We start from the raw sequence: 22,444 nt of genomic DNA on the forward strand, positions 1-22,444 counted from the left end.
CCCGCTGCCACCAGGCGTTATACCGGCGGTACCCCGAAGCAGTGACCGGTGTCACCCGGTGAAAGCGGGAAACTGGGCGCTCCGTAATGCCTGCTTCGTCCATTCTGCCTGGTCAGCCGGGCGTACATTCGAACAAGTGGGTGCCAGCCGTAATCTTCTGAAGCTTGTCGGTGGCTGCGCGGCCGGTGGTGCGCTCCTCGCGGGAATTCTGGCTCCCGTGTCGATTGGCGCCGGATTGGCCGCCGTGGATGTGAGCGATTCGGTCATCGGGATCGTTCCGGCGTCGATTTCGAAACAACTGCCGGGCGTGACCACGCTCACCGACCGGAACGGCACGCCGATCGCGACCGTTTTCGACCAGTACCGGATCCCGGTCGGCGCGGACAGGATCTCGCAGGCGATGAAGAACGCCCTCGTGTCCATTGAGGACCGGCGGTTCTACCAGGAGCACGGGATCGACCCGCAGGGCGTCGCGCGCGCCGCGATCGCCGACGTGACCGGCGGCGACCACCAGGGCGGCTCGACCATCACCCAGCAACTGGTCAAGAACTACCTGATCAACGTGATCGACAAGGACAACCCGGCGGCGCAGGCGGCCGACCGGGCGGACACGCTCACCCGCAAGATGCGGGAGGCCCGGACGGCGATCGAGCTGGACGAGAACCTGTCCAAGGACGAGATCCTGTCCGGCTACCTCAACGTCGTCGAGTTCACCGGCAAGGTCTACGGCGTCGAGGCCGCCGCCCGCGCCTACTTCGGCACCACGGCCGACAAGCTGACTGTCGCGCAGGCCGCGCTGCTCGCCGGGATGGTCAACAACCCCACGACGTTCAACCCGTACGCCCACCCGGTCGCCGCCCAGCGCCGTCGTGACCTGGTGATCGACACGATGCTGGCCACGAAGGCCGTCGACCAGACGACCGCGGCGCGGGCCAAGGCCGAGCCGCTGGGCGTCAGCGGCCCGGCCGTCCCGTCGAGCACGTGCTTCAGCGCCCAGCCGGACGCCGGGTTCTTCTGCCAGTACGCGCTGAGCTACCTGCGGTCGGCCGGGGTCACGCAGGAGCAGCTGACCAACGGCGGACTGACCATTAAGACCACAATGGACAGTCAGGTCAGCGCGGCGGCCAAGGACGCGGTGAACGCCAACGTGCCCGTCACCCAGCCGGGCGTGGCCAACACGATGGCGATCGTCTCCCCCGGCAACACGTCGCACGAGGTCCTCGCGCTCGTGGCCAACCGCAGCCTCGGCACGGACGCGGCACAGGGCCAGACCACGCGCAACCTGGTGACCGACGTGAGCGACCCGTTCGGCGCGGGCTCGGTGTTCAAGATCTTCACGGCCGCCGCGGCGCTGGAGTCCGGCGCGGCGACACTCGACACCCAGTTGCCCAACCCGCCGAGCCAGTGTTTCCCGTTGCCCGGCAACCGCAAGTGCTACACCGTCCACAACGACGGCACCTACTCGGACCCGATCTCCCTGGCCAACGGGCTGGCGACGTCGCCCAACACGGCGTTCGTCGGTCTGGAGCAGCGTGTCGGCGTGCCCCAGGTGGTGGCGATGGCGTCCCGGCTCGGCATGCGCTCGTCCATGCAGACCAACAACGTCGGTCAGCAGCCGGACGCCGGTTCGAACGACCCGCAGCGCAACCAGACGCAGACCCAGTACTTCCAGGACAAGCCGTCGTTCACGCTCGGCGACAGCCCGGTGAGCCCGCTGGAACTGGCGAACGTCCCCGCGACGCTGATGAGCGGTGGTGTGTGGTGCCCGCCGACGCCGATCCTGTCGGTGACCGACGCGGCCGCGAACGCGGTGCCCGTCACCAACGCGGCCTGTGAGCAGGTCACCTCCAGCGATGTGGCGAGCACGTTGATGACCGGCCTCAGCCAGGACACCGTCAGCGGCACCACCGCCGCGTCGGCGCGTGCCGCGGGCTGGACCCGCCCGGACATCGGCAAGACGGGCACGACGCAGACCAACCAGTCGGTCGCGTTCGTCGGTGGCGTGGACAACTACGCCGTCTCGTCGCTGGTGTTCGCCGACGGCAACAAGCCCGGTCAGCTCTGCCCCGGCAACCCGGTCCACATCGGATCCTGCGGGCACGGCGCGTTCGGCGGCACGGTGGCCGCGCCGCCGTACTTCAAGGCGATGAAGACAGTACTGGGCGGTCGCTGACCCCGGTCTCCTCCCGGGAGTCGGTGATGACCAGGCCGGAAAGCAGGCCGGACAGTCCACGGTGCGAACGCGGCCACACCAGCACGAAAGCGGCCGCCAGCAGCGCGAAGGCGATGATCCCGAACACGGAGTCGATCGACGACAGCCCCATGCACGCGAAATAGCCCGCGCCGCCGCTCAGCAAGGCGATCAGGACCCGCGCACCGGCTGGTCCGCCGTCGGGCCGGACACGTCGCAACCGCACCGCGCGCTGCCCGACGGTCGCGGCTTGTCTGCCCAACGACGGCAGCACCAGCAGCAGGAACGCCGGTAGCCACAGCACGAGCGCGCTGCCGAGCCAGAACCGCTGGACCGATTGCCCGTGGAAGACGTAGACGACGACAGCGTCGACGACGACGCCGATCAGAGAACCCAGCAGGTACACGGACACCACGTCCATCACCATGCCCAGCAGCCGCCGCCACGCGGTGACCGGGCGCGGCGCGGTCGGCGGCGCGGCGGGAGTTCGGCCGGCGAACGGCCTGAGCATCGGGGCGAGCAGCACGCCGACCGCGGTGCCCAGGGTGTTGGTGATCAGGTCGTCCACATCGAATATCCGATAAGGACACGGGAACAGGAACCAGTTCCCGGTCAGCTGCGTCAGTTCCACCAGCAGGGACACCCCGAAGCCGATGGCGATCGAGGTGAGCGCGCCGCGGCCGAAGAACTGCCGCAGGTACATGCCGAGCGGCACGAACAAGGCGATGTTGAAGACCGACTGCTGGACAGCGGGATTGTGCAGGTATCCGCGCAGGCCCGGCGCGCGTTGCTCGGTGCGGATGTCCACGATGAACTGCGTCACACTGAGCTGCGGGGTGCGGAACGCCGTGTGCCGCGCGCACCAGGCGTCGGTGAGTTCGGGCAGCGGCAGCAACGTGTAGGTGGCGATCGCCAGCGCGTAGATCACGAACCCGACCGCGAGCAGGATCCGGCCGAACCCCAGCTCACCGCGCCGCCGGTAGCTCACCACCACGAACGGCAACGACAGCAGGACGGCGACGAAGCACCCGCCGACGATCGCGAGCACGGCTGGCAGGATCTGCGACTCCACGTGCAAGGAGATACCGGTGCCAGGTGATCACGGCAAATCGGGGACGGCACGGGGATGGCCGGACGCTACGGTTGCCGCGTGGCCTTCAGCGGATTCGACCGCCAGCTGATCGGTGAGCTCAGGCGCACCGGCGCCACCTGGCAGCAGACCTACCTCGTCCAGCGGATCCTGCGCGCCATCAGCAAGACGTCGTTGTTCAGCCAGTACGTGTCCAGCGCCGGTGGCATGTCGGCGGACCTGCCTCGCGTGCTGTCGGCGCTGACGAGCTTCGCCGACGGCGGCCAGCCGAGCCGGGCCCTGGTCCGCGGCCTGTGCGACGGCGCCGCCGCCACTGTGCAGCGCGTCATCACCCAATGGGGGCACCACCAGGTGCTCATGGACCTGGTGGTGGCGCTGAGGGACACGGCGTTGTCCATCGCCGACCAGCAGCGGCCCCTCGATCAGCAGAAGGTGCTGACCAGGGCGGCGGCGGCGACCGTGGCGGCTCGGCTGCCGGAGGTGCGGTCCCTCGTGGACGCCGCACTGGCCGGGGCCTGGAAGCGTGCCGTGAGCGCGGCGTACGTGGACACGCTGGCGGACGAGCTCGCCTGCCTGGCCGCGACCGCCGACCGTGATCCCGTTGAGCTGACCGACGATCTGACGCGCGCGTTGCGTGTACACGACGGCCTGGACATCGACATGTTCCGGCGCCTGTTGCTGCCCGGCCTGTCGGCCTACCGGGTGGCGGTTGTCGTGCACGGAACCACCGAGTTGTCCGCATTGGAGGCGTTGCACCCCACGGCCGTGTCGGCGCCCGTCCGGCAACCTGAGCGCCTCGGGCCCCGGCTGGCCCGGTTCGCCAGGCGGGTAGCCGTCAGGGGTCCCGCGTGCCTGGTCGCCTGCGAGGTCCAGGCCGTCGACACGCGCAGCGCGGCCCGTGCCGCTCGGCGTGAGCTGTCCGAACTGCTGGACCAGTACATGGCCGGGCACCGGCTGATCGAGCTGACGCTCGGCGACGACGCGTTCGTCTCCCGTGTGGACAGTGGCACGGCGAGGCACCTGCAAACCCACCCGCCGACAGTGCAACGGGCCGTGCCGCTGGTGTCGCAATGGCCGCCCGCGCTGCGCAACGGCCTGCGGATGGCGCATGTCGCACGGACCACCGAAGCTCCGCTGCCCGCGGCGGCGCTGGCGTGGGCGGCGTTGGAGGCGTCCGGCCTGACCAAACGGGAGGACATCGCCGCCGCGCTGTCCTTGCAGGCCATGCGCCAGCAGGTCGTGGAGGCGCATCGGCAACTGCGCCGAGGTGTCGCCACCTTGCCCGGTGAGGCGCGGGAGCACGCTGACGACCTGCTGCGCCGCATCGACCAGCACACCGGCAGCGACGAGTTCGGGCGGGTGCGTGACGTGACCAAGTGGGTCGAGCTCCTGCTGCCCGTGCAGACGTCACTCGCCGAACTGCTGGAACAGGTTCCACCGCTGGCCGCGCAGCAGGTCCTGGACTGGTCGGCACGGCTGGCGGACCCGGCCGAGTGCGCGCGGTGGCTGGAGGACCGCAGGCAGCGCGTCGAGACGTTGCTGCACGCCCTCAACACGACGCGGAACATGGCGCTGCACACGGGTCAGTTCCGCGCGTTCGGCGATCTCGCCCTCGGCGTCAGCGGCTCGCTCGTCGTCGACTTCACGCTGGAGATCCTGGGCAACTGGTACCGCAACTCGACCGACGCCCTGCCGCCCGCCCGGGTGATCTCGCAGTTGGCCGTTCGCCAACGAGACGTCGTCGCCGCGTTGCGCGCCCGGACCGGGCCGGTCGACCTGGACATCGGGTGGCTGACCAGCCCTGTCCGGCGTGAACCACCCGGCGGCCGAGCCGGGCACCAGGTCGAGCCCCGCGGAACCGCGAAACGGGACCTGGCGACCGCGACAGACCTGCGCCGGGGCTGATGTTAGGCATACTGTCCTGGATGAACGGGACAGTGCCGCTGTTCGCGAGTGACGACGTGGACGCGATGAGTGAGCTGATGAACGGGTACCTCGAGCCCGGTTCCGTTCGGCTGCGCACCCCGCCGAAGTCGACCGGCGGCCTGTGGCTGTCGCAGGTCGCGGGCGCGCCCGACCCCACCGCGCGGTCCGGTGTCTCGATCTACCGGCTGAACATCGAACGCGAGATCCACATGCGGGCGACCGAGCTGTCCGACGCCTACACGATCGGCATCACGCTGGCCGGGCGCAACGACCTCGTGCTCGACAACGAACCCGTCGGCCCGTCGCACATGCTCTGCTCCCCCGGCACGCGGGTGTCGGCCGTCTACGCCAGGAGCAGGCAGCTGCTCGTCCGAATAGGACAGTCCGCTGTCGACCAGGCCGTCCTGGCGAGGACAGCCGAGATGCCCCGCCGCCCGGTTCGGTTCGACATCGCGCTGCGGGCCGATCAACCGGACGTCGCGGCGTGGCTGCGACTGGTGTCCGCGTTCGCCGACCGCTCCATGTCCGGGCTGCTCGACAGTTCCCCCTTGGCGGCCGGGCATTTCCAGCAGATGCTCGTGCACGGCCTGCTGGACGTCCAGGCCAACAGCCTCACTCCGGCGCTGGCCCACGACCGCGGATCACTGACCACACAGGCATTGCGGCAGGCAGTGGAGTTCTGCGAGCGGAACGCCGACCGCCCGATCACCGTCGCCGACATGGCGGCGGCCGCGCACACGACCGTCCGCACGCTTCAGCGGGCCTTCCGCGCCGAGTTCGACATGTCACCGCTGGACTACCTGCGCCGCCGCCGTTTGCGCCACGCCCGCGCCGACCTCGCGGCCATCCGGGCCGGGCACGCCACCGGCACGGTCACCGAAGTCGCGCTGCGCTGGGGCTTCACCCACCTCGGCCGGTTCAGCCTGCTGTACCGGACCACGTACGGCGAGAGCCCGTCCGAAACGGTCACCGCGTAGTCCTCCGGCCGCGGGGACAGCGGAAACCACACGCGCGCACCACATTGGCCCGCACGGCGGGCAAGGCGTGCTGCCGTTCGGCGCCACCCAGGTACGGACGAACGCGAACGGCGAGCAGCCCCAACGGCTCAAGGATGCACACGGCGCGCAAGAACACGTTACGGAAATGGTGTTTTCTCTGCGGACTTCGCGACCGATCGTCACTACCGGAGCGCGACACCGGACACAAGTTACTTCCCAGTAACTAGTGACTTCGCCCAGTCGTGTACGTATAACTTGTTCTAATCCCCTCAACGGTGAGGAAGCTCACATGAGTGATAACCCCCTGTGCGGCAAGGGTTTTTCCGGAGTATCCCGCCGCGCCTTCATTGCCGGAACTGGTTCTATATTGGGCCTCTCGGCATGGGCCGGTCGTGCCTCGGCCGCTCCCATCCCTGCCCCCATTCCCCCAGGTGCCCACGTGCCCGTCCTGGTCATCGGCACCGGCTACGGCGGCTCGGTCGCCGCGCTGCGGCTCGCCCAGGCGGGCGTCGACGTGCACATGCTCGAAATGGGCATGGCGTGGGACACCCCGGGCAGCGACGGCAAGATCTTCGCCAACACCACCACACCGGACCACCGGTCGTACTGGCTGCGCACCAAGACCAAGCAGCCGCTGAGCAACTTCCTCGGCTTCCCGCTGGACAAGGACGTCCCGAAGTACACCGGGATCCTCGACGCCGAGGAGTTCAGCGGCATCACGGTCTACCAGGGCCGCGGGGTCGGCGGCGGATCGCTGGTCAACGGCGGCATGGCGGTCACGCCGCTGCGCGAGCGCTTCAGCGCGATCCTGCCGTCGGTCAACGCCGCCGAGATGTACAGCACCTACTACCCACGGGCCAACGCCGGTCTCGGCGTGACCGAGGTGGACCAGGCGTGGTGGAACAGCGTCGACTGCTACCAGTACGCCCGCGTCGGCCGCAAACACGCCCAGCGGTCGAACTTCTCGTTCGTCTTCGTGCCCAATGTGTACGACTGGGACTACATGAAGAAGGAAGTGGCCGGGACGGTGCCCAAGTCCGCGGTCGCGGGCGAGATCCTGTACGGCAACAACGCGGGCAAGAAGAGCCTGCAGAAAACCTATCTGGCACAGGCGAAAGCGACCGGCCGGGTGGCCATCTCGGCGCTGCACCGGGTCACGTCCGTCACCCCGGCCAACGGCCGGTACACCGTCGTGGTCGAACAACTCGACACCAGCGGCACCGTCACGGCGACCAAGACCGTGACCGCGAACAAGGTGTTCTTCGCCGCGGGCAGCGTCGGCACGAGCAAGCTCCTGACCAGGCTCAAGGCGACCGGCGCACTGCCGGGCCTGAACAACGAGATCGGCAAGGGCTGGGGCGACAACGGCAACGTGATGTGCGGCCGGGCCAACCACCTGTGGGACGCGACCGGGACCGTCCAGGCGTCCATCCCCACCGCGGGCATCGACAACTGGGACGCGGGCGGCGCGTTCGCCGAAGTGGCGCCGTTGCCGACCGGGATCGAGACGTGGGCGTCGTTCTACCTGTCCATCACCAAGAATCCCAACCGCGCCCAGTTCACCTGGAACTCGACGGCCAACCGGGCCGAGCTGAACTGGCAGGCGGCGTGGAAGCAGCCGTCCATCGACATGGCGAAGACGATCTTCGACAAGATCAACGCCAAGGAGGGCACGATCTACCGGACAGACCTGTTCGGTGTGTACAAGATCTGGGGCGACCACCTGACGTACCACCCGCTCGGCGGCGCGATCCTCAACAAGGCGACCGACAACTACGGCCGCCTGCACGGGTGTTCCAACCTGTACGTCATCGACGGCGCGCTGATCCCCGGCAACACCAGCGTGAACCCGTTCGTGACCATCACGGCCCTGGCCGAGCGCAACATCGACACGATCATCAGAACCGACTTCTGATCGCGAGTGCTCTGCCTCGTGAGTGTTTTGGCCGGTTCTAACCGGCCAAAACACTCACGAGGTTTTCAGTACGCACATCGCGTCGAGGCCGTGGACCCGGTTGAGCCTGCCGAAGGCCAGCCACGACCCGATGCTCATGCTCAGCTCGACGATCTCCCGCTGGCTGTAGCGCCCGGTCATCCGGCCCCAGAACTCCTCGTCGAGGCCGTGGTGGTCAAGCGCGTAGCGCTCGGCGTACTCGGCGGCCAGCTTGGCCCGCTCGTCGAGCGCTTCCGTTGTGCGCCAGTTGGTCACCGCGTCGGGGAACTCGTCCTCGACCTTCACGCCGTCGCGTTCGGTGCGCCAGTCGAGGCAGAACATGCACCCGTTGATCTGGGCGATCCGCAGCCGGGCGGCCTCGAACTCGCGCAGCCCCAACGTGGTGTTGGCGTACACGGCGAGCGAGAAGTTGGCGGCGGCGGTGCCGATCCCCGGAACCATCTCGCCCCAGACGTACGCGATCGGGTCCTTGCCTTCGGGAATGTCGATGTTCATCGCCTGCTCCTCCGCCAAGGGCGCCATGACCGGACCAGCATATTAGAACACGTTTCAGTGTGTCACGTGCCCGCTTGCCCCAGTTTGCCCATGGCGGGCCGCAGTGGCACGTCGACCGCGTCGTACAGGCCCGGCTCGGCGTCGACGAGCCAGTCGATCGCGCCGACCAGCCTGCCCACAGCGGTGGCGTTCCCACCGGCCGAGGCGTTGCCGTTCTCGTCGGACGCCTGGACGGTGACCTCGATGCGCGGGTTGCCCTCGATGATCACGCGGTGCGCGCCGTCGCCGGTCGGCGGCATCGGCCAGTCCGGCGCGCAGGACGGGTGGATCCTCGTGACGTGCTCGACCACGATCCGCGGCGCACCGCGCACGATGCCCTGGACCTCGAACCGGAGCGCGCCCTGGGTGCCCTTCTCGAACTCGCCCATCAGCTCGGTCGTCACGGTCTCGTCCAGCTCGCGGCGCGCCAGCGTCTCGCGGATCTCGTCCAGTTCGACCCCGAGCGCACGGGCCATCAGCCGGATCTGCCCGCCCCACACCATGGTCGGGATGCCCGGCGCGACCATCGGCGGCGAATAGTCCAGCGGCTGACCCATTCCGACCAGCCACCGGACCGAGTCGGGCTGGTCGTAGGTGGTGTAGTCGAAGATCTCCTGGCAGCGGATCACGTCGATGTCCGTGGCCACCCCGCTGATCAGCAACGGCAGGATGTCGTTGCCCCACCCGGGGTCCACCCCGGACACCAGCAGCGACCCGCCGCCGTCCTCGACCGCGGCGAGCAACGGGTCGCGCAGCTCCGGCGGAGCGTTGCGCTGGTCGTACAGCGCGTACACCGACGGCGTCACCACAACGGCACCGCCCCGGATCGCCTTGATGATGTCGTCGACTGCCTCGTTGGGCCTGACCTCGCCGGATGCCGCGTACACAACGGCTTTCGGACTGCCTGCCAGCACCGCGTCCACGTCGGTGGTCGCGGTGATCCCCAGTTCCCGGTCCAGGCCCGCCAGATCACCCGCGTCGCGGCCGGCCTTGCCCGGACTGTGCACGATCACACCGGACAGCCGCAGCGCGGGATGGGCTGTCACGGCACGGATGGACGCACGGCCGATGTTGCCTGTGCCCCAGACAACTGTGTCAATCAAGGGGGCGGTCATGGGGACTGAGGCTAATCACAAGGCACGCCGGAGCGCCAGATCAGTTCCTCCGCCTGGAGCAGCCCTCAGCGCGGCGCGTACATGATCAGGAGCACCCCGGCGACGCAGATCGCCGCCCCGGTGCAGTCCCACACGTCGGGACGGAACTTGTCGACGATCACGCCCCACGCCAACGAGCCCGCGACGAACACACCACCGTACGCGGCGAGGATCCGGCCGAAGTTCGGGTCCGGCTGGAACGTGGCCACGAACCCGTACACCCCGAGGGCGACGACGCCCGCGGCGATCCACAGTAGACCGCGGTGTTCCCTGATCCCCTGCCACACCAGCCACGCGCCGCCGATCTCGGCCAACGCCGCCAGAACGAACAGGACCAACGACCGAATCACCGTCATGGCTTGACATCGTAGGAGTCCGCGTAGGACCGCAGGCCGGGCGCGTCGATCACCTCGATGCGGCGACGACCGGTGCGGATCAGGCCCATCGCCCGCAACTCGCGCAACGAGCGGGCCACCGACGCCTCCGAAGTGGCCGCGAGACTGGCCAGGTCGGGTTGCGAGATCGGCAGCACGTTCGTGTCGAGCTGGTCGCCGAGGCTGGCCAGCAACCCGGCCAGCCTCGGCAGCACGGCGGGTATGGACGCTTCGACCAGCTGCTGGTTCGTCACCAGCAGCCGCGTCGCCAGCGCCTGTTCGAGTTGGGCGTGCAGTGCCGGGTCGGCGCGTGTCGCCGCGGCGAACTCGACGTTGTTGATCAGCAAAGCGGTCACCGGGGACGCCGCGGACACGGCGGCCGTGCGCGGCGACGCGGTCAGCGCGGCGATCTCGCCGAGCAACGTGCCGGGCCCGCGCAGGGCGAGCACCTTCGCCAGCCCGTTGCTGTAGCTCGTGACCACTTTGACCACTCCGGTCAGGATCACCACCAGATGACGGTCACGCGCGCCCTGGTGCAGGATCTGGTCGTCGGTCCCGTACCGGACCCGCGTACCGACCTTGCCCAGCAGGTTCCGTTGCGGGGTCGTCAATCCCCACCAGAAACTCACATCGCCCCCATGCCGGCCTTGCCGTTGCCTGTCACCTGACAAGGTGCCCGTAGCCGGGACCGGCTTGGCTTGTTCCGTTCACGATCACACGATATTGGGGAGCGCGACACCGATGACAGCCGACCACGCCACCCGGTTCGCGGCGAGCTTCGCCGCATTGCTCGCCGCCCACCAGGTCGCCGACTACTGGGTGCAGACCGACCACCAGGCCACGAACAAGGGCAGGCACGGCAGCCCGGCCGCGAACGCCATCGGCCGCTCGGCCTGCGTCGCGCACATCGTCTCCTACTCGGCCGTCAGCACGGCGGCCGTCGCGGGCATCGGCAGGATGCTGCGGCTCGGCGCGAGCTGGCGGGGAATCCTTGCCGGGCAGGCGATCTCGGCCGTGAGCCACTACTGGGCCGATCGGCGGTTCCCGCTGCGCGGGCTGGCGGGCAGACTCGGCAAGCTGGACTACCACGACCACGGCGGCGACGCCATGCTCGACCAGAGCTGGCACATCGGCTGGCTGGCACTGGCGGCCCTGGCAACAGCGGTCGTCACTCCCTCCACAGTGGATAGTTGAGCTGTGCGCCGCTGAACTCGCCGCGGCCGGGCAACGCCGGCGCGAGCAGTGCGACAGGTGCCGCTCGGGCTCCGACTACCCAGCTCGCGGCCGTCACGACCGCGTCGGCCACAGCAACGCGGCGCACAGCGTCCGCGAGCAGTCCTGTCCCAGCGTGTCGTGCAGCAGCATCGCTGTGCTGTCACCCCAGTTCGGGCAGCGGATCCACGTCACATGAGGTCCGCGAGCCGGACGACCCGGCCTCCGTGTCGGTCCAGTACTGCACGACGTCGTCGTCGTCGTACTTGACCACGTTGTGGTGCGTGGCGATCTTCTTGGGCAGGCCACGCGGGTGCTGGATGATCGAGTCCCGGTCGCCTGCCCGCACGGTCGCCGACCGGGCCAACGGCAGAACGGGCACGTCGGCGGGCACCGGGCCGGCGACCTCGATGATCGCGAAGTCGTGTGTCCTGTCACCGGCAATCGTTTCCGGGCCGCAGCAGATAGGCGATGTCCAGCAGTGTTTCCTGATTCGCGAAGATCTGCCGTTCGAGCGCGTCGGTGCGGAAGTTGTTCCACCGGACACCGGACACCGTCGCCGGACGCGGCGGGCAGATCCCGCACACCGCGGAAATCAGCGGCGAGGTTGAGCACGTCGAACCACAACCGGTGGGCCGACTGGCTCCTCGCCACTTTCGCGGGCGGCGAACCGGCTTCGACGACCACCATCTCGATGTCGGTGTCGCGGTAGACCGCGGCACACAGCACATCTCTGAGTTCGCGCGATCGCGCGTCACTCCACGGCAGCGGAAAGGATTCGACAAACGCGGCCATCGCAGCTGTTCGCACCCCCTCTGCACACACCGGCGGCCGTGAAACCCTACCGAGGGAGAACGGATCAACCGCGCCGGATGCCGACCAGCCGCGTCAAATCGGTGAGGCCGCGGCCCAATGGCAGATCCACGCGGATGCCCGCGTACTCGTCGCCCCTGGTCCGGCCCCGGTTGACGATCGCGACGGGCTTGCCGGACCTCGCCGCGTGCCGCACGAACCGCAACCCCGACATGACCGTCAGCGACGACCCGAGGACGACGAGCGCCCTGGCCTCGTCGACCATGCGGTAGCACTGCTCCACCCTGGCCTTGGGGACGTTCTCACCGAAGAACACGACATCCGGCTTGAGCACCCCGCTCTCGCAGTCGGCGCACGACACCAGCTGGAACTCGCGCACGTGCTCCTCGGCCAGGTCCACGTCACCGTCGGGGTTGACGCGGATCGCGGTGGCGGTGAAATCCGGGTTGGCCGCGTGCAGCCGCCGGTCGAGTTCCTCGCGGGGACTTCTCGCGCGGCAGTCCAGGCACACCACCCGGTCGAGGCTGCCGTGCAGCTCCACCACTCCGGGTGTGCCCGCCGCCTGGTGCAGGCCGTCGACGTTCTGCGTGATCACGCCGGCCACGTAGCCCTCCGCGCACAACGCGGCCACGGCGTGATGCCCGTCGTTCGGGTGCGCCCGGGCGATCGTGCGCCAGCCGACGTGGCTGCGCGCCCAGTAGCGCCTGCGGCCCTCCACGCTGCCGACGAACTCGTCGTACGTCATCGGTGCGGCTCGGCGCAGGCTGCCGGAGGCGCCGCGGTAGTCGGGAATGCCGGATTCCGTGGACAGCCCGGCGCCGCTGAGCACGGCAACCGAACCACCGGCGACCACGCCGGCCAGCCCGGTCAGGTCTGTCGTGGTCGGCAACGGGTCCCCGACCGGGGTGTAGCTCAACGTCGGCCGTGTCCGCACGGCGTCAAGCCTACGTGGAAAATCCGGATGCGACCGGTGTGGCGGGGTTGCTACGGTGCGCGGCGACTCGCATCACAGGAGGTTCCATGCGCGTGGCAACGACAGGCCCCATCCTTCGTTGCTCGCACGCGTACAAGGACCTCCCACTCCATGCGGATGCTCAACCTCGGCATAGTCGCGCACGTCGACGCCGGTAAGACCAGCCTGACCGAACGCCTGCTGTTCGACGCGGGCGCGATCACCCACCTCGGCTCGGTCGACGGCGGTGACACCAGGACCGACGCGATGGACCTCGAACGCCGCCGCGGCATCACGATCCGCTCGGCCGTCGCGACGTTCGACAGCGCCGGGCACAAGGTGCACCTGATCGACACACCGGGCCACACCGACTTCGTGGCCGAAGTGGAGCGCGCGCTCGGCGTGCTCGACGGCGCGATCCTCGTGCTGTCGGCCGTCGAAGGCGTCCAGCCGCATACCCGGGTGCTGATGCGGACGTTGCGGGCTCTCGGCGTGCCGACCCTGCTGTTCGTCAACAAGATCGACCGCCGTGGCGCGCGCCACGACGACCTGCTCGACGACATCCGCCGGATGCTCAGCCCGTCGGCCGTCGCACTGAACCGCCCGGTCGATCCCGGCACGGCCGCGGCGACCGTCGAGCTCACGGAGCCGGGCCCGGAGCTGGCCGAAGTGCTCGCCGAGCACAGCGACGCCGTCCTGCAGTCCTATCTGGATGGTCTGGATCCGGTGCTGCTGCGGGACGAACTCGTCCGCCAGACCGCCGCCGGGCAGGTGTTCCCCGTCCTGTTCGGCTCGGCCATCTCCGGCGCGGGCATCGACGCCCTGCGCCAGGGCATCGTGGACCTGTTGCCCTCGGCCGAACCGGCGCCGGGGCCGCTGGACGGCACGGTGTTCGCCATCGAGCACGACCCGGCCGGCCGCAGGTTCGCGGTGGCCAGGCTGTTCGCCGGGTCGCTGACCGTCCGCGACCGGGTGACCTTCGCCAGGCGGGACGCGTCCGGCAGCACGGTCGTCGAGTCGGCGCGCGCCACGGCCGTGCTCGACGCCGACCGGCGGGCGGTCGCCGTGCGGGCGGGCGGGATCGCCCGGATCGGTGGCGTGCCGGGTCTGCGGGTCGGCGACCGGCTGGGGTCGACCGTCGCACCGCCCCCACCTGCGCTGTTGCGGCCACCCACGCTGGAAGCCGTGGTCACATCACCCGACCAGGACCTCTACACCGGGCTGTCGGCGCTGGCCGACGAGGACCCGCTGATCAACGTCCGGCCGGGTCCCAGCGCTGGCAGCCTGGTCGTGTCGCTGTACGGCGAGGTCCAGCGGGAGGTGATCGCGGCGCGGCTGGCCGAGGAGTTCGGGGTGAGAGCCGAGTTCTCGGCACCGCGGGTGGTCTGCGTCGAGCGGCTGACCGGCACCGGGCACGCCGTGAAGCACATGGGCGAGACCCTGTTCGTCGGCACCGTGGGCCTGCGGATCGAGCCCGGCGAGACCGACTCGGGCGTGCGCTACCAGCTGGAGGCGGAACGGGGTTCGCTGCCTGCCGCGTTCATGACCGCCATCCAGGACACGGTCCGCGCCACGCTCGCCTCCGGCCCGCGGGGCTGGCGGGTGGTGGACTGCCTGGTCACGCTCACGCACACCGGTTACGCCAGCCCGGTCACCGTCGCCGGTGACTTCCGGGGCCTGACCCCACTCGTGCTGATGGAGGCGCTGCGGGAGGCGGGCACGGTCGTGTGCGAACCGATGGAACACGTGGACATCGACGTGCCCGCGGACGTCGTGAGCTCCGTGCTGGGCCTGCTTGTCCGGTGCGGCGGTGCGCCCGAGATGCCCGTGATCCGCGGGGACGAAGCCGCTGTGACGGCCGTGGTGCCGTCCGGGCGGTTGCGTGGGATCGAGCAGGCGCTGCCCGGCATGACCCGCGGGCTCGGCGCGATGACCACGCGGTTCGCCGGTTACCGGCCGCTCAGCGGCTGAACCGCGTGGCGGCGTGGTGCGCGTTTCCTCGCGTGCGTCACGCCGCCCTAGTCTCAGGGTATGGACCACCTGGTGTCGGGAATGATCGTTCTGGTCGCGGGCGCGGACGGCGGCATCGGCGGCGGCATCACCCGCCGGTTCGCCGAATCCGGTGCGGACGTCATCGCCCACACCACGGGCGCCGAGGTCGACGGCCTGAAGACGCTGACCGGCGACCTGACCGACGAACAAGCCTGTCACGAACTGGTACGCGAGGCGGCGGCGTGGAAAGGACGGCTGGACGCGGTGGTCAACAGCGCCGGGATCCAGCCCGTGCAGACGCTCGACGGGATGACGGCGGCGCAGTGGCGTGAGGTCGTGGACACCAACCTGACGCTGGCGTTCAACTGGACACAAGCGGCGGTGAACGTCATGCGCGGCAACGGAGGCAGCATCACGCACATCGCGTCCATCGAGGGCAGCAGGCCCGCTGCCGGGCACGGTCACTACAACGCCGCCAAGGCAGCGTTGATCATGCACGCCCGCTCGGCCGCACTGGAGTACGGCGGGCTCGGCATCCGCGTCAACACCGTCTCACCCGGACTGGTCGAACGGCCGGGGATCAGCGAGCAGTGGCCGGAGGGTGTCGGCAGGTGGCGGAAATCCGCGCCGCTGGGCAGGCTCGGCACGCGCGAGGACGTCGGTGACGCCTGCGTTTTCCTCGCGTCACCGCTGGCTTCGTGGATCACCGGGCACGATCTGGTCGTGGACGGCGGGATGAGCGCCACGCAGGGGTGGTGATCCCGCGTCAGCCCTTGGGCAGCCGCGCCACCACCCGCTCGGCCAGTCTCACCGACTTGGCGCAGAGCTGCTCCTCGGTGATGTTCTCCTGGGTCTCGAGCGTCACCTTGACCATCTCCTGCCATTCGTCGTTCCAGGCGACGTCCTTCTGGTAGTCGCGGTAGACGATCGTGATCTCGCAGAAGTCGTGCTTGTCGTCGCCGGACTTGCCGGTGTCCCGGTACGCGTCGTGCCCGCCGATCTTGAGCAACAGCGTGTCCTCGTCGGCGTCCTCGTCCGGATCGAGCGGGTAGTTGCGTTCGAACGCCACGTCCGCCTCCACCGGGTCGTCACCCCACCAGCAGGCCCAGTTGCCGAGGTCGGGCTCGGGCGGCCGGAACTTGTCGGCCGTGAACCCGGGGACGGCGGCGATCTGCGCGACCTCCTCCGGCGTCAGCATCTCGCAGGCTTTCATGCTGCCGATGGAGTTGGCCGGGATCGGCTCCTTGCGGCGCGGAATCGTGCCGCGGCTCAGCGTGGCGTACGCGTCGTTGGCCATCGCCTCGGCGACGGCGCACAACGGCGCGGGCTTCTTCTGCTTGTGCGTCGCGGCGATGGTCAGCAGTTTCCCGTCGGACAGATAGATGGTCCGCTTGCACTCACCGTCCTTCTCCGGCGCCCGCTCGATGTCGCTGAGCTGTCCCGGGACGTGCGGCTGGCTCGCGTACTCCTCCGGCAGGGTGAGCTCCACCCTGGCGTCGATGAGGTCCTGGTTGTCGTCGGACTGTTTGATCAGCACGCCGCACCGCAAGAATGCCCCGAACTCGCTGTCCAGGGTGGACAGGATGCCGAACCTGTTGGTCGTGCCGATGTTGATCAGCGAGCAGGGGTCCGCCGTCCTCGGGTCGCCGACGTTCCCCGTCATCGCCGCGGGCGCGGGCCTGTCGACGAAGTAGATCGTCGCGGCGGCGACCGCGGCGACCGCGACCACCGCCGCGACGGCGACCATGATCCGCTTGCGTTTGACCAAACGCTTGCGCGGTAATGGTTCCATCGGTTCGGTGTCGCCCGCGATCCCGTCGAGCATCGCCTTCACCGCGCGGGCCGTCGGCCGCTTGGCCATGTCCTTGTCCAGCATCTGCAGCAGCACCGGCTCCAGTGGACCGGCGTGCCGCAACGGTTCCAGATCGCCGTTGGCGGCTCGGCGCATCTGCGCGAACGGCCCGTGCTCACCGGTGCCGGTCGGCGAGACGCCTTCCACGGAGGCGAAGAGCGTGGCGCCGAGGGAGTACACGTCGGCAGCCGCGGTCGCCTCGTGCCCGTCGACCACCTCCGGGGCGAGGTAGCCGGGCGTGCCGACCATCTGGCTGCCGCCCGTTGCCGTGACGTCCGCCCAGCGCGCGATGCCGAGGTCGGTCAGCTTCGCCACGCCTTTGTCGCTGACGAGCACATTGCCCGGCTTGACGTCCCTGTGCACCATGTCCAATTCGTGCATCGCCGCCAGCGCGTTGGCCAGCTGCGCGCCGACACGTGCGACAGTCGCGGGCTGCAACGGGCCGGTTTCGTCGAGCATCGCGCTGAGGTTGCGGGACGGCATGTACTCCATCACCAGCCAGCGCCTGGCGTCGTCGACGACCGTGTCGAACACCGTTATGACGTTCGGGTGGTGCAGTCCGGCGCCGATCCGGGCCTCGCGGCGGATCTGCCCGTTGTCGCCGTCCTGGGACTGCTTGAGTGCGACGGTTCTGCCGAGCTCGATATCCGTTGCCCGCCAGACAATCCCCATCGCGCCGGAACCGATCTGCTCGTCCAGTCGGTAACGCCCGGCAATCACGTGGTCACTCGGCACCCGTGGGATCGTACTCGCCGACGCGGGGCACCGAGACCGTTCCCGGCTGGAAAGTACCGGACGTTCCCCGGGACACGGCCCCTGCCAGCCGTGAAACCCGTGACCTGATCACGGACCACGTGCGGGTACTTGTCAGTAGTTCGCCACCTCCGCCCGCTGATGCCGCCGGGGCGGACCCGCACCACGCGGGCGCGGACAGCCGTCTGGGCAGCGGCGGCCGTCGCGCGAGATCGTCGCGGCGGGCAAAGGCCCTGGCATGACCAAGGTGGACGGTCACTCCCCCGCCCACGCCGGGTAGGAGTCCCACGCGCGCAACCGCAGGCCGCTGGTGAACCGCCGGTGCACACCGGTCAGCGGGTCGTCGAACTCGAGCACCTTGGCCAGCAGCTGCAGCGGTTTGGTGAAGTCGTCCAGCGCCTTCTCACGCAGGTCCGGGTAGAAGTCGTCGCCGAGGATCGGCACTCCGAGGCCGTTCATGTGCACGCGCAGCTGGTGCGTCCGGCCGGTCGCGGGGACCAGCCGGTAGCGGCCGAGCCCGTCGCGGTGTTCCGCGAGCTCCACCAGGGTCTCGGCGTTCGGCTCGCCCGGGACCTCTTGGGCGACAAGCACTCCCCGCTCCTTGACGATCCGGCTCCGCACGGTCGTGGGCAGGTCGAGCTCGGCGCGGTGCGATGCGACGGCCTCGTATTCCTTGGACACCTGGCGATGCCGGAACATCTCCTGATACTTCCCGCGCACCGCGCGGGTGATGACGAACATCATCAGCCCGGCTGTGACCCGGTCGAGCCGGTGCGCGGGCGAGAGCTCGGGCAGGCCGAGCTGGCGGCGCAGCCGGACCAGCGCGGTTTCCTGGATGTGCCTGCCGCGCGGGATCGCCGCGAGGAAGTGGGGTTTGTCCACCACCAGCAGGTGCTCGTCGCGGTAGACCACGGTGACGTCGAACGGGACGGGTACCTCGTCCGGCAGGTCGCGGTGGAACCAGATGAACGAGCCGGGCACGAACGGTGCATCGACGCCGAGCGGCCCGTCGGCACCGACGATCAGCTCCTCGCGCAGCATCTGCTCGATCCGCTCGGGCGCGACCCTGGGCAGCCGCTCCACGAGGTGCTCCAGCAGCGAGCCCCACTCGCCGTCCTCCGGCATCCGCAGCCGGGCGGCGTCCAGCCCGAACCGGGGCGGGAGCGGAGACCGCAGGCGTCGGCGCACAGCAGGACTCTAGTCGACCCGTGGCCGGGTCCTGTTTGCCCGCTTGGTCATCCAAGACGGTCGTCCGTCTTGTTTTCCCTTGTGAGACAAAGCACTCCACCACCTGGGACACTAGTGTATGCAGTATACGTTCCCTTGGGCTCGCGGTATGTACTCAGTCACCAACCCGGCCACGGGCGAGCTGATCGAACAGATCCCCAACTCGACCGAGGAGGAGGTCACAGCGGCGATCGAGAAGGTCCACCGCGGGTACACGTCGTGGCGCCGCCGCACGGTCGGGGAACGCGCGGAGATCGTGCTGCGCGCGGCGGAGCTGTTCGCCGAACGGGCCGACGAACTGGCCGCGACCATGACACTGGAGATGGGCAAGCGGATCAACGAGGGCCGCGGCGAGATCGGCATCGTCGTGGACATCTTCGACTACTACGGCACCAACGGCCCGGCGCTGCTGGCCGACGAGCCGCTGAAGGTCAAAGGCGGGGACGCGGTCATCCGCAAGGAACCGATCGGCGCGCTGCTCGGCGTGATGCCGTGGAACTTCCCGTGCTACCAGGTCGCGCGGTTCGTCGCGCCGAACCTCGTGCTCGGCAACACGATCCTGCTCAAGCACGCGTCGATCTGCCCGCGCTCGGCCCTGGCGATCGAGCAGGTCCTGCGGGACGCGGGGGTGCCGCAGGACGCGTACGTCAACGTCTTCGCCTCCAGCAGGCAAGTCCCGGCGATCCTGGCCGACCCGCGCATCCAGGGCGTGTCGCTGACCGGCAGCGAGGCAGCCGGTGTGGCAGTCGCCGCCGAGGCGGGCCGCAACCTCAAGCGCTGCGTGCTGGAACTGGGCGGGTCGGACCCGCTGATCGTGCTGGACACCGCCGACATGGACGAGACGGTCAAAGCCACGTCCACCGCGCGGATGCGCAACTGCGGCCAGTCCTGCAACGCGCCGAAGCGGATGATCGTGCTGTCGGACATCTACGACGAGTTCGTCGACAAGTTCACCAAGCGCGTCGGCGACTACTTCCAGGCGGGCGACCCGGCCGACCCGAAGACGACACTGCCGCCGCTGGCGTCCATCGCGGCGGCCGACGAGGTGGCCGGGCAGGTCGAGAAGGCTGTCGAGCAGGGCGCGACGCTGCGTACCGGCGGCAAACGGGTGGGCCCCGGCGCCTACCTGGAGGCGACTGTGCTGACCGACGTGACGCCCGAGATGGACGCGTACTACGAGGAGATCTTCGGACCGGTCGCGCTGGTCTTCAAGGCCGGCACCGTCGAGGAGGCGATCGCCATCGCCAACGACTCGCCGTTCGGCCTGGGCGCCGCGGTGTTCGGCACCGACCCCGAGCGCAACCGCGAGGTGGCCGACCGGATCGAGTCCGGCATGGTCTACCTCAACAGGTCCGGCGGGTCACAGGCCGACCTGCCCTTCGGCGGGATCAAACGGTCCGGCATGGGCCGGGAACTCGGCGCATCGGGCATCGAGGAGTTCATGAACAAGAAGTCCATCCGGCTCTGATTCCAGTTGGGGGCACCTCCGTGCGGTAAGTGCCCCCAACTGGTGGTCCGGTCAGACGGTCAGCGTCCAGGTGTCGATCGTGCCCACGTCCTGGCGGGCCACGTCGCGCACCTGGAGCTTCCAGGTGCCGTTGCGCGCCTCACCGGACACGTTGACCGTGTAGGTCTGGTCGACGTTGTCCGCGCTGTCGGAGGTGCTGGAGTTCTTCAACCGGTACGCCGAGCCGTCCGGGGCGACCAGGTCGATCTGCAGGTCGCCGCGGTAGGTGTGCTTGATGTGCACCTCGGCGGTGCTGGACGCCGACGCGTTGCCGGTGCACCCGGCGAACGTCACCGAGCTCGTCACCGTCGTCAGGTCGGGGATGGCCACGTCGGTGCCGTTGGTCTGCGGGGTGCACGTCGGCGTCGAGCCGACCGTCCACTGGAAGTTCGTCGAGCCGGAACCACCCGCGGTCGCGGTGGCGGTCGCCGTCACGTCGTACGTGCCCGCGGTGGTCGCCGTGCCGGTGATCAGACCGTTGGACGATCCGATCGAGAGACCGGGAGGCAGGCCGGTCGCGGACCACGTGTACGGCGCGGTGCCGCCGGACGCCGACAGCTGCAGGTTCGCCGCCCCACCGACCGCGGTGTTCTGCGGGCCCGGGTTGGCCACGGACACGCCCGGGACGCCGCCGTTGACACGCAGCAGCTTGTTCGGGGTGTTGGCGCCGGGGTTGGTGACCTTGTTCGGGGTCGCCGCGGCGGTGATCGCGCTGTGCACCTCGGCCGGGGTCTTGGCCGGGTTGTCCGCCAGGTACAGCGCGACGGCGCCGGCCACGTGCGGCGAGGCCATCGAGGTACCGCTCATCGTCGCGGACCCGGAGTTGTTGCTGTACGACGCCGAGACGATGTCCTGGCCGGGCGCGAAGATGTCGCTGCAGGTGCCGTAGCTGGAGAACGACGCGCGGGCGTCGGTCCGCGCGGTCGCGGCGACGTTGATCGTCTCACGGACCCGCTGCGGCGAGTACTGGCACGAGTCGTCGTTGAAGTTGCCCGCGGCCACGGCGTACGAGATGCCCTTGCCGATCGACGCGCGCACAGCGTCGTCCAGCACACGGCTCGGCTCGTTCTTGACACCGGTGTAGAGGCTCATGTTGGCCACGGCGGGCAGGACCGCGTTGGCGGTCACCCAGTCCACGCCGGCGGCCTCGGTGGAGATCGACCCGCCACCCTGGCAGTTGAGCACGCGGACGGCCTTCAGCTTGACCTTCTTGGCCAGACCGAAGGTGTTGCCGCCGATGGTGCCCGCGACGTGCGTGCCGTGACCCTGGCAGTCCTTGCCCTGCTGGCCGTCGTTGAACGCGTCGAACCCGAACGTCGCCCGGCCGCCGAAGTCGGTGTGGTTGTAGTTGATCCCGGTGTCGATGACGTACGCGGTGACGTTCGACGCCTCGGTGGAGTAGCTGTACTTCTGGTTGAGCGGCAGGTCCGCCTGGTCGACGCGGTCGAGCCCCCACGAAGGCGGGTTGTTCTGGTCGGTCAGCAGCCCGACCGTGCGGTCTTGCTCCACATAGGACACAGCCGGGTCGGCGGCGAGCTTGCGCGCCTGCGCGGCGGACATGGCGACCGAGAATCCCTTGAGCGCGGCCTGGTACACGAATCCGACCTTGCCGCCGTAGCGCGCCGCCAGCCCGTCGGCCGCCGCGCGGACCGCGATGTTGTCCTTCAGCACCACGACATAGCTGTCCTGGATCTTGTTGGGCGCGTTCTCGGCGATGATCTGCTGCGCCGCGGCCGCGTTCGTCGGCAGGACAGCGGCGAACACAGCGGCGGCGGCGATACCCGCCCCGAGAATTCTTCCTTGCAGGGATCTGAGACGCATGAAAGCTCCTTGCGCGCAGGGGCGCCGGAAACTGCCAGCCCTCGATGGCGTTGTCCCGGCGGTGGAGTGAGCTCGTGCCGGAGCATCATCCGAT

Annotated in this window: 19 protein-coding genes and 1 pseudogene; 8 read left to right on the forward strand and 12 right to left on the reverse strand. The window is 69.3% G+C overall.

The genetic code is table 11. The features are described 5' to 3' along the window. Positions 1–217: 217 nt before the first annotated feature. On the forward strand, positions 218–2,173 hold the full coding sequence (locus AOZ06_RS32310) for a transglycosylase domain-containing protein (RefSeq protein ID WP_236951809.1): 1,956 nt from the start codon (positions 218–220) through the stop codon (positions 2,171–2,173). Here AOZ06_RS32310 and AOZ06_RS32315 read toward each other — a convergent pair. Further along, positions 2,139–3,263: a VanZ family protein gene (locus AOZ06_RS32315; protein ID WP_054292852.1), complete on the reverse strand. Its 1,125-nt coding sequence runs from the start codon at positions 3,261–3,263 to the stop codon at positions 2,139–2,141. The two genes, AOZ06_RS32310 and AOZ06_RS32315, sit on opposite strands and share 35 nt — an antisense overlap. A 78-nt stretch (positions 3,264–3,341) precedes the next feature. Between AOZ06_RS32315 and AOZ06_RS32320 the strand changes: the two genes are divergently transcribed. From AOZ06_RS32320 to AOZ06_RS32330, 3 genes are all read left to right on the forward strand, one after another. Then, positions 3,342–5,186, forward strand: coding sequence for a hypothetical protein (locus AOZ06_RS32320; protein ID WP_157233372.1), 1,845 nt, complete (start codon positions 3,342–3,344; stop codon positions 5,184–5,186). Positions 5,187–5,206: 20 nt separating this feature from the next. Next, positions 5,207–6,184, forward strand: a complete 978-nt coding sequence (locus tag AOZ06_RS32325) for a helix-turn-helix transcriptional regulator (protein WP_054292854.1) — start codon at positions 5,207–5,209, stop codon at positions 6,182–6,184. 460 nt (positions 6,185–6,644) lie between these two features. Further along, on the forward strand, positions 6,645–8,120 hold the full coding sequence (locus AOZ06_RS32330) for a GMC oxidoreductase (protein WP_236951810.1): 1,476 nt from the start codon (positions 6,645–6,647) through the stop codon (positions 8,118–8,120). A 54-nt stretch (positions 8,121–8,174) separates the two neighbouring features. On the opposite strand, the gene AOZ06_RS32335 is transcribed toward AOZ06_RS32330, so the two are convergent. From AOZ06_RS32335 to AOZ06_RS32350, 4 genes are all read right to left on the reverse strand, one after another. Then, positions 8,175–8,681 carry a carboxymuconolactone decarboxylase family protein gene (locus tag AOZ06_RS32335; RefSeq protein ID WP_225952957.1) on the reverse strand — a complete coding sequence of 169 codons (507 nt, stop codon included), beginning with the start codon at positions 8,679–8,681 and terminating at the stop codon, positions 8,175–8,177. A gap of 35 nt (positions 8,682–8,716) precedes the next feature. Beyond that, the gene (locus tag AOZ06_RS32340) at positions 8,717–9,808 is read right to left on the reverse strand and encodes an NAD(P)H-dependent amine dehydrogenase family protein (RefSeq protein WP_225952958.1); all 1,092 of its coding nucleotides are present in this window, start codon (positions 9,806–9,808) and stop codon (positions 8,717–8,719) included. 65 nt (positions 9,809–9,873) lie between these two features. Next, positions 9,874–10,203, reverse strand: coding sequence for a YnfA family protein (locus tag AOZ06_RS32345; RefSeq protein ID WP_054292856.1), 330 nt, complete (start codon positions 10,201–10,203; stop codon positions 9,874–9,876). Next, complete coding sequence (locus tag AOZ06_RS32350; protein ID WP_169799010.1) at positions 10,200–10,850, reverse strand: Crp/Fnr family transcriptional regulator; 651 nt, start codon at positions 10,848–10,850, stop codon at positions 10,200–10,202. The genes AOZ06_RS32345 and AOZ06_RS32350 overlap by 4 nt, the downstream gene beginning before the upstream one ends. A 112-nt stretch (positions 10,851–10,962) precedes the next feature. Here AOZ06_RS32350 and AOZ06_RS32355 point away from each other — a divergent pair, with 112 nt between their 5' ends. Then, positions 10,963–11,415, forward strand: a complete 453-nt coding sequence (locus AOZ06_RS32355; protein WP_054292858.1) for a DUF3307 domain-containing protein — start codon at positions 10,963–10,965, stop codon at positions 11,413–11,415. A 181-nt stretch (positions 11,416–11,596) separates the two neighbouring features. Here AOZ06_RS32355 and AOZ06_RS60460 read toward each other — a convergent pair whose 3' ends face one another. The 4 genes and pseudogenes from AOZ06_RS60460 to AOZ06_RS32365 form a co-directional block, all read right to left on the reverse strand. After that, positions 11,597–11,827, reverse strand: a complete 231-nt coding sequence (locus AOZ06_RS60460; RefSeq protein ID WP_054292859.1) for a trypsin-like peptidase domain-containing protein — start codon at positions 11,825–11,827, stop codon at positions 11,597–11,599. 40 nt (positions 11,828–11,867) lie between these two features. Then, positions 11,868–12,020: a hypothetical protein gene (locus AOZ06_RS60465; protein ID WP_225954718.1), complete on the reverse strand. Its 153-nt coding sequence runs from the start codon at positions 12,018–12,020 to the stop codon at positions 11,868–11,870. A gap of 46 nt (positions 12,021–12,066) precedes the next feature. Further along, positions 12,067–12,228, reverse strand: a pseudogene (locus AOZ06_RS62260) (hypothetical protein); the annotation flags it as partial. Positions 12,229–12,292: 64 nt separating this feature from the next. After that, the gene (locus tag AOZ06_RS32365; RefSeq protein WP_054292860.1) at positions 12,293–13,180 is read right to left on the reverse strand and encodes an NAD-dependent protein deacetylase; all 888 of its coding nucleotides are present in this window, start codon (positions 13,178–13,180) and stop codon (positions 12,293–12,295) included. 150 nt (positions 13,181–13,330) lie between these two features. Here AOZ06_RS32365 and AOZ06_RS32370 point away from each other — a divergent pair, with 150 nt between their 5' ends. Further along, on the forward strand, positions 13,331–15,169 hold the full coding sequence (locus AOZ06_RS32370; RefSeq protein WP_054292861.1) for an elongation factor G: 1,839 nt from the start codon (positions 13,331–13,333) through the stop codon (positions 15,167–15,169). A 60-nt stretch (positions 15,170–15,229) separates the two neighbouring features. Next, on the forward strand, positions 15,230–15,949 hold the full coding sequence (locus tag AOZ06_RS32375) for an SDR family NAD(P)-dependent oxidoreductase (RefSeq protein WP_054292862.1): 720 nt from the start codon (positions 15,230–15,232) through the stop codon (positions 15,947–15,949). Between the two features lie 7 nt (positions 15,950–15,956). On the opposite strand, the gene AOZ06_RS32380 is transcribed toward AOZ06_RS32375, so the two are convergent. Beyond that, positions 15,957–17,777, reverse strand: coding sequence for a serine/threonine-protein kinase (locus AOZ06_RS32380; protein WP_054292863.1), 1,821 nt, complete (start codon positions 17,775–17,777; stop codon positions 15,957–15,959). 273 nt (positions 17,778–18,050) lie between these two features. Continuing rightward, the gene (locus AOZ06_RS32385; protein WP_054292864.1) at positions 18,051–18,983 is read right to left on the reverse strand and encodes an RluA family pseudouridine synthase; all 933 of its coding nucleotides are present in this window, start codon (positions 18,981–18,983) and stop codon (positions 18,051–18,053) included. Between the two features lie 148 nt (positions 18,984–19,131). Between AOZ06_RS32385 and AOZ06_RS32390 the strand changes: the two genes are divergently transcribed. Beyond that, positions 19,132–20,490, forward strand: coding sequence for an NAD-dependent succinate-semialdehyde dehydrogenase (locus tag AOZ06_RS32390; protein ID WP_054292865.1), 1,359 nt, complete (start codon positions 19,132–19,134; stop codon positions 20,488–20,490). 51 nt (positions 20,491–20,541) lie between these two features. Here AOZ06_RS32390 and AOZ06_RS32395 read toward each other — a convergent pair whose 3' ends face one another. Then, positions 20,542–22,350 carry a S8 family peptidase gene (locus AOZ06_RS32395; RefSeq protein WP_054292866.1) on the reverse strand — a complete coding sequence of 603 codons (1,809 nt, stop codon included), beginning with the start codon at positions 22,348–22,350 and terminating at the stop codon, positions 20,542–20,544. Positions 22,351–22,444 lie beyond the last annotated feature (94 nt).

This window comes from Kibdelosporangium phytohabitans, assembly GCF_001302585.1.
In the GTDB taxonomy this organism is placed as follows: domain Bacteria; phylum Actinomycetota; class Actinomycetes; order Mycobacteriales; family Pseudonocardiaceae; genus Kibdelosporangium; species Kibdelosporangium phytohabitans.

Excerpts from the sequence above, each read along its gene's own strand:
- AOZ06_RS32390 (WP_054292865.1), top strand. The coding sequence starts at position 19,132 with ATGTACTCAGTCACCAACCCGGCCACGGGCGAGCTGATCGAACAGATC.
- AOZ06_RS32325 (WP_054292854.1), top strand. The coding sequence starts at position 5,207 with ATGAACGGGACAGTGCCGCTGTTCGCGAGTGACGACGTGGACGCGATG.
- AOZ06_RS32345 (WP_054292856.1), bottom strand. The coding sequence starts at position 10,203 with ATGACGGTGATTCGGTCGTTGGTCCTGTTCGTTCTGGCGGCGTTGGCC.
- AOZ06_RS32335 (WP_225952957.1), bottom strand. The coding sequence starts at position 8,681 with ATGGCGCCCTTGGCGGAGGAGCAGGCGATGAACATCGACATTCCCGAA.
- AOZ06_RS32355 (WP_054292858.1), top strand. The coding sequence starts at position 10,963 with ATGACAGCCGACCACGCCACCCGGTTCGCGGCGAGCTTCGCCGCATTG.
- AOZ06_RS32370 (WP_054292861.1), top strand. The coding sequence starts at position 13,331 with ATGCGGATGCTCAACCTCGGCATAGTCGCGCACGTCGACGCCGGTAAG.
- AOZ06_RS32340 (WP_225952958.1), bottom strand. The coding sequence starts at position 9,808 with ATGACCGCCCCCTTGATTGACACAGTTGTCTGGGGCACAGGCAACATC.
- AOZ06_RS32395 (WP_054292866.1), bottom strand. The coding sequence starts at position 22,350 with ATGCGTCTCAGATCCCTGCAAGGAAGAATTCTCGGGGCGGGTATCGCC.
- AOZ06_RS32375 (WP_054292862.1), top strand. The coding sequence starts at position 15,230 with ATGGACCACCTGGTGTCGGGAATGATCGTTCTGGTCGCGGGCGCGGAC.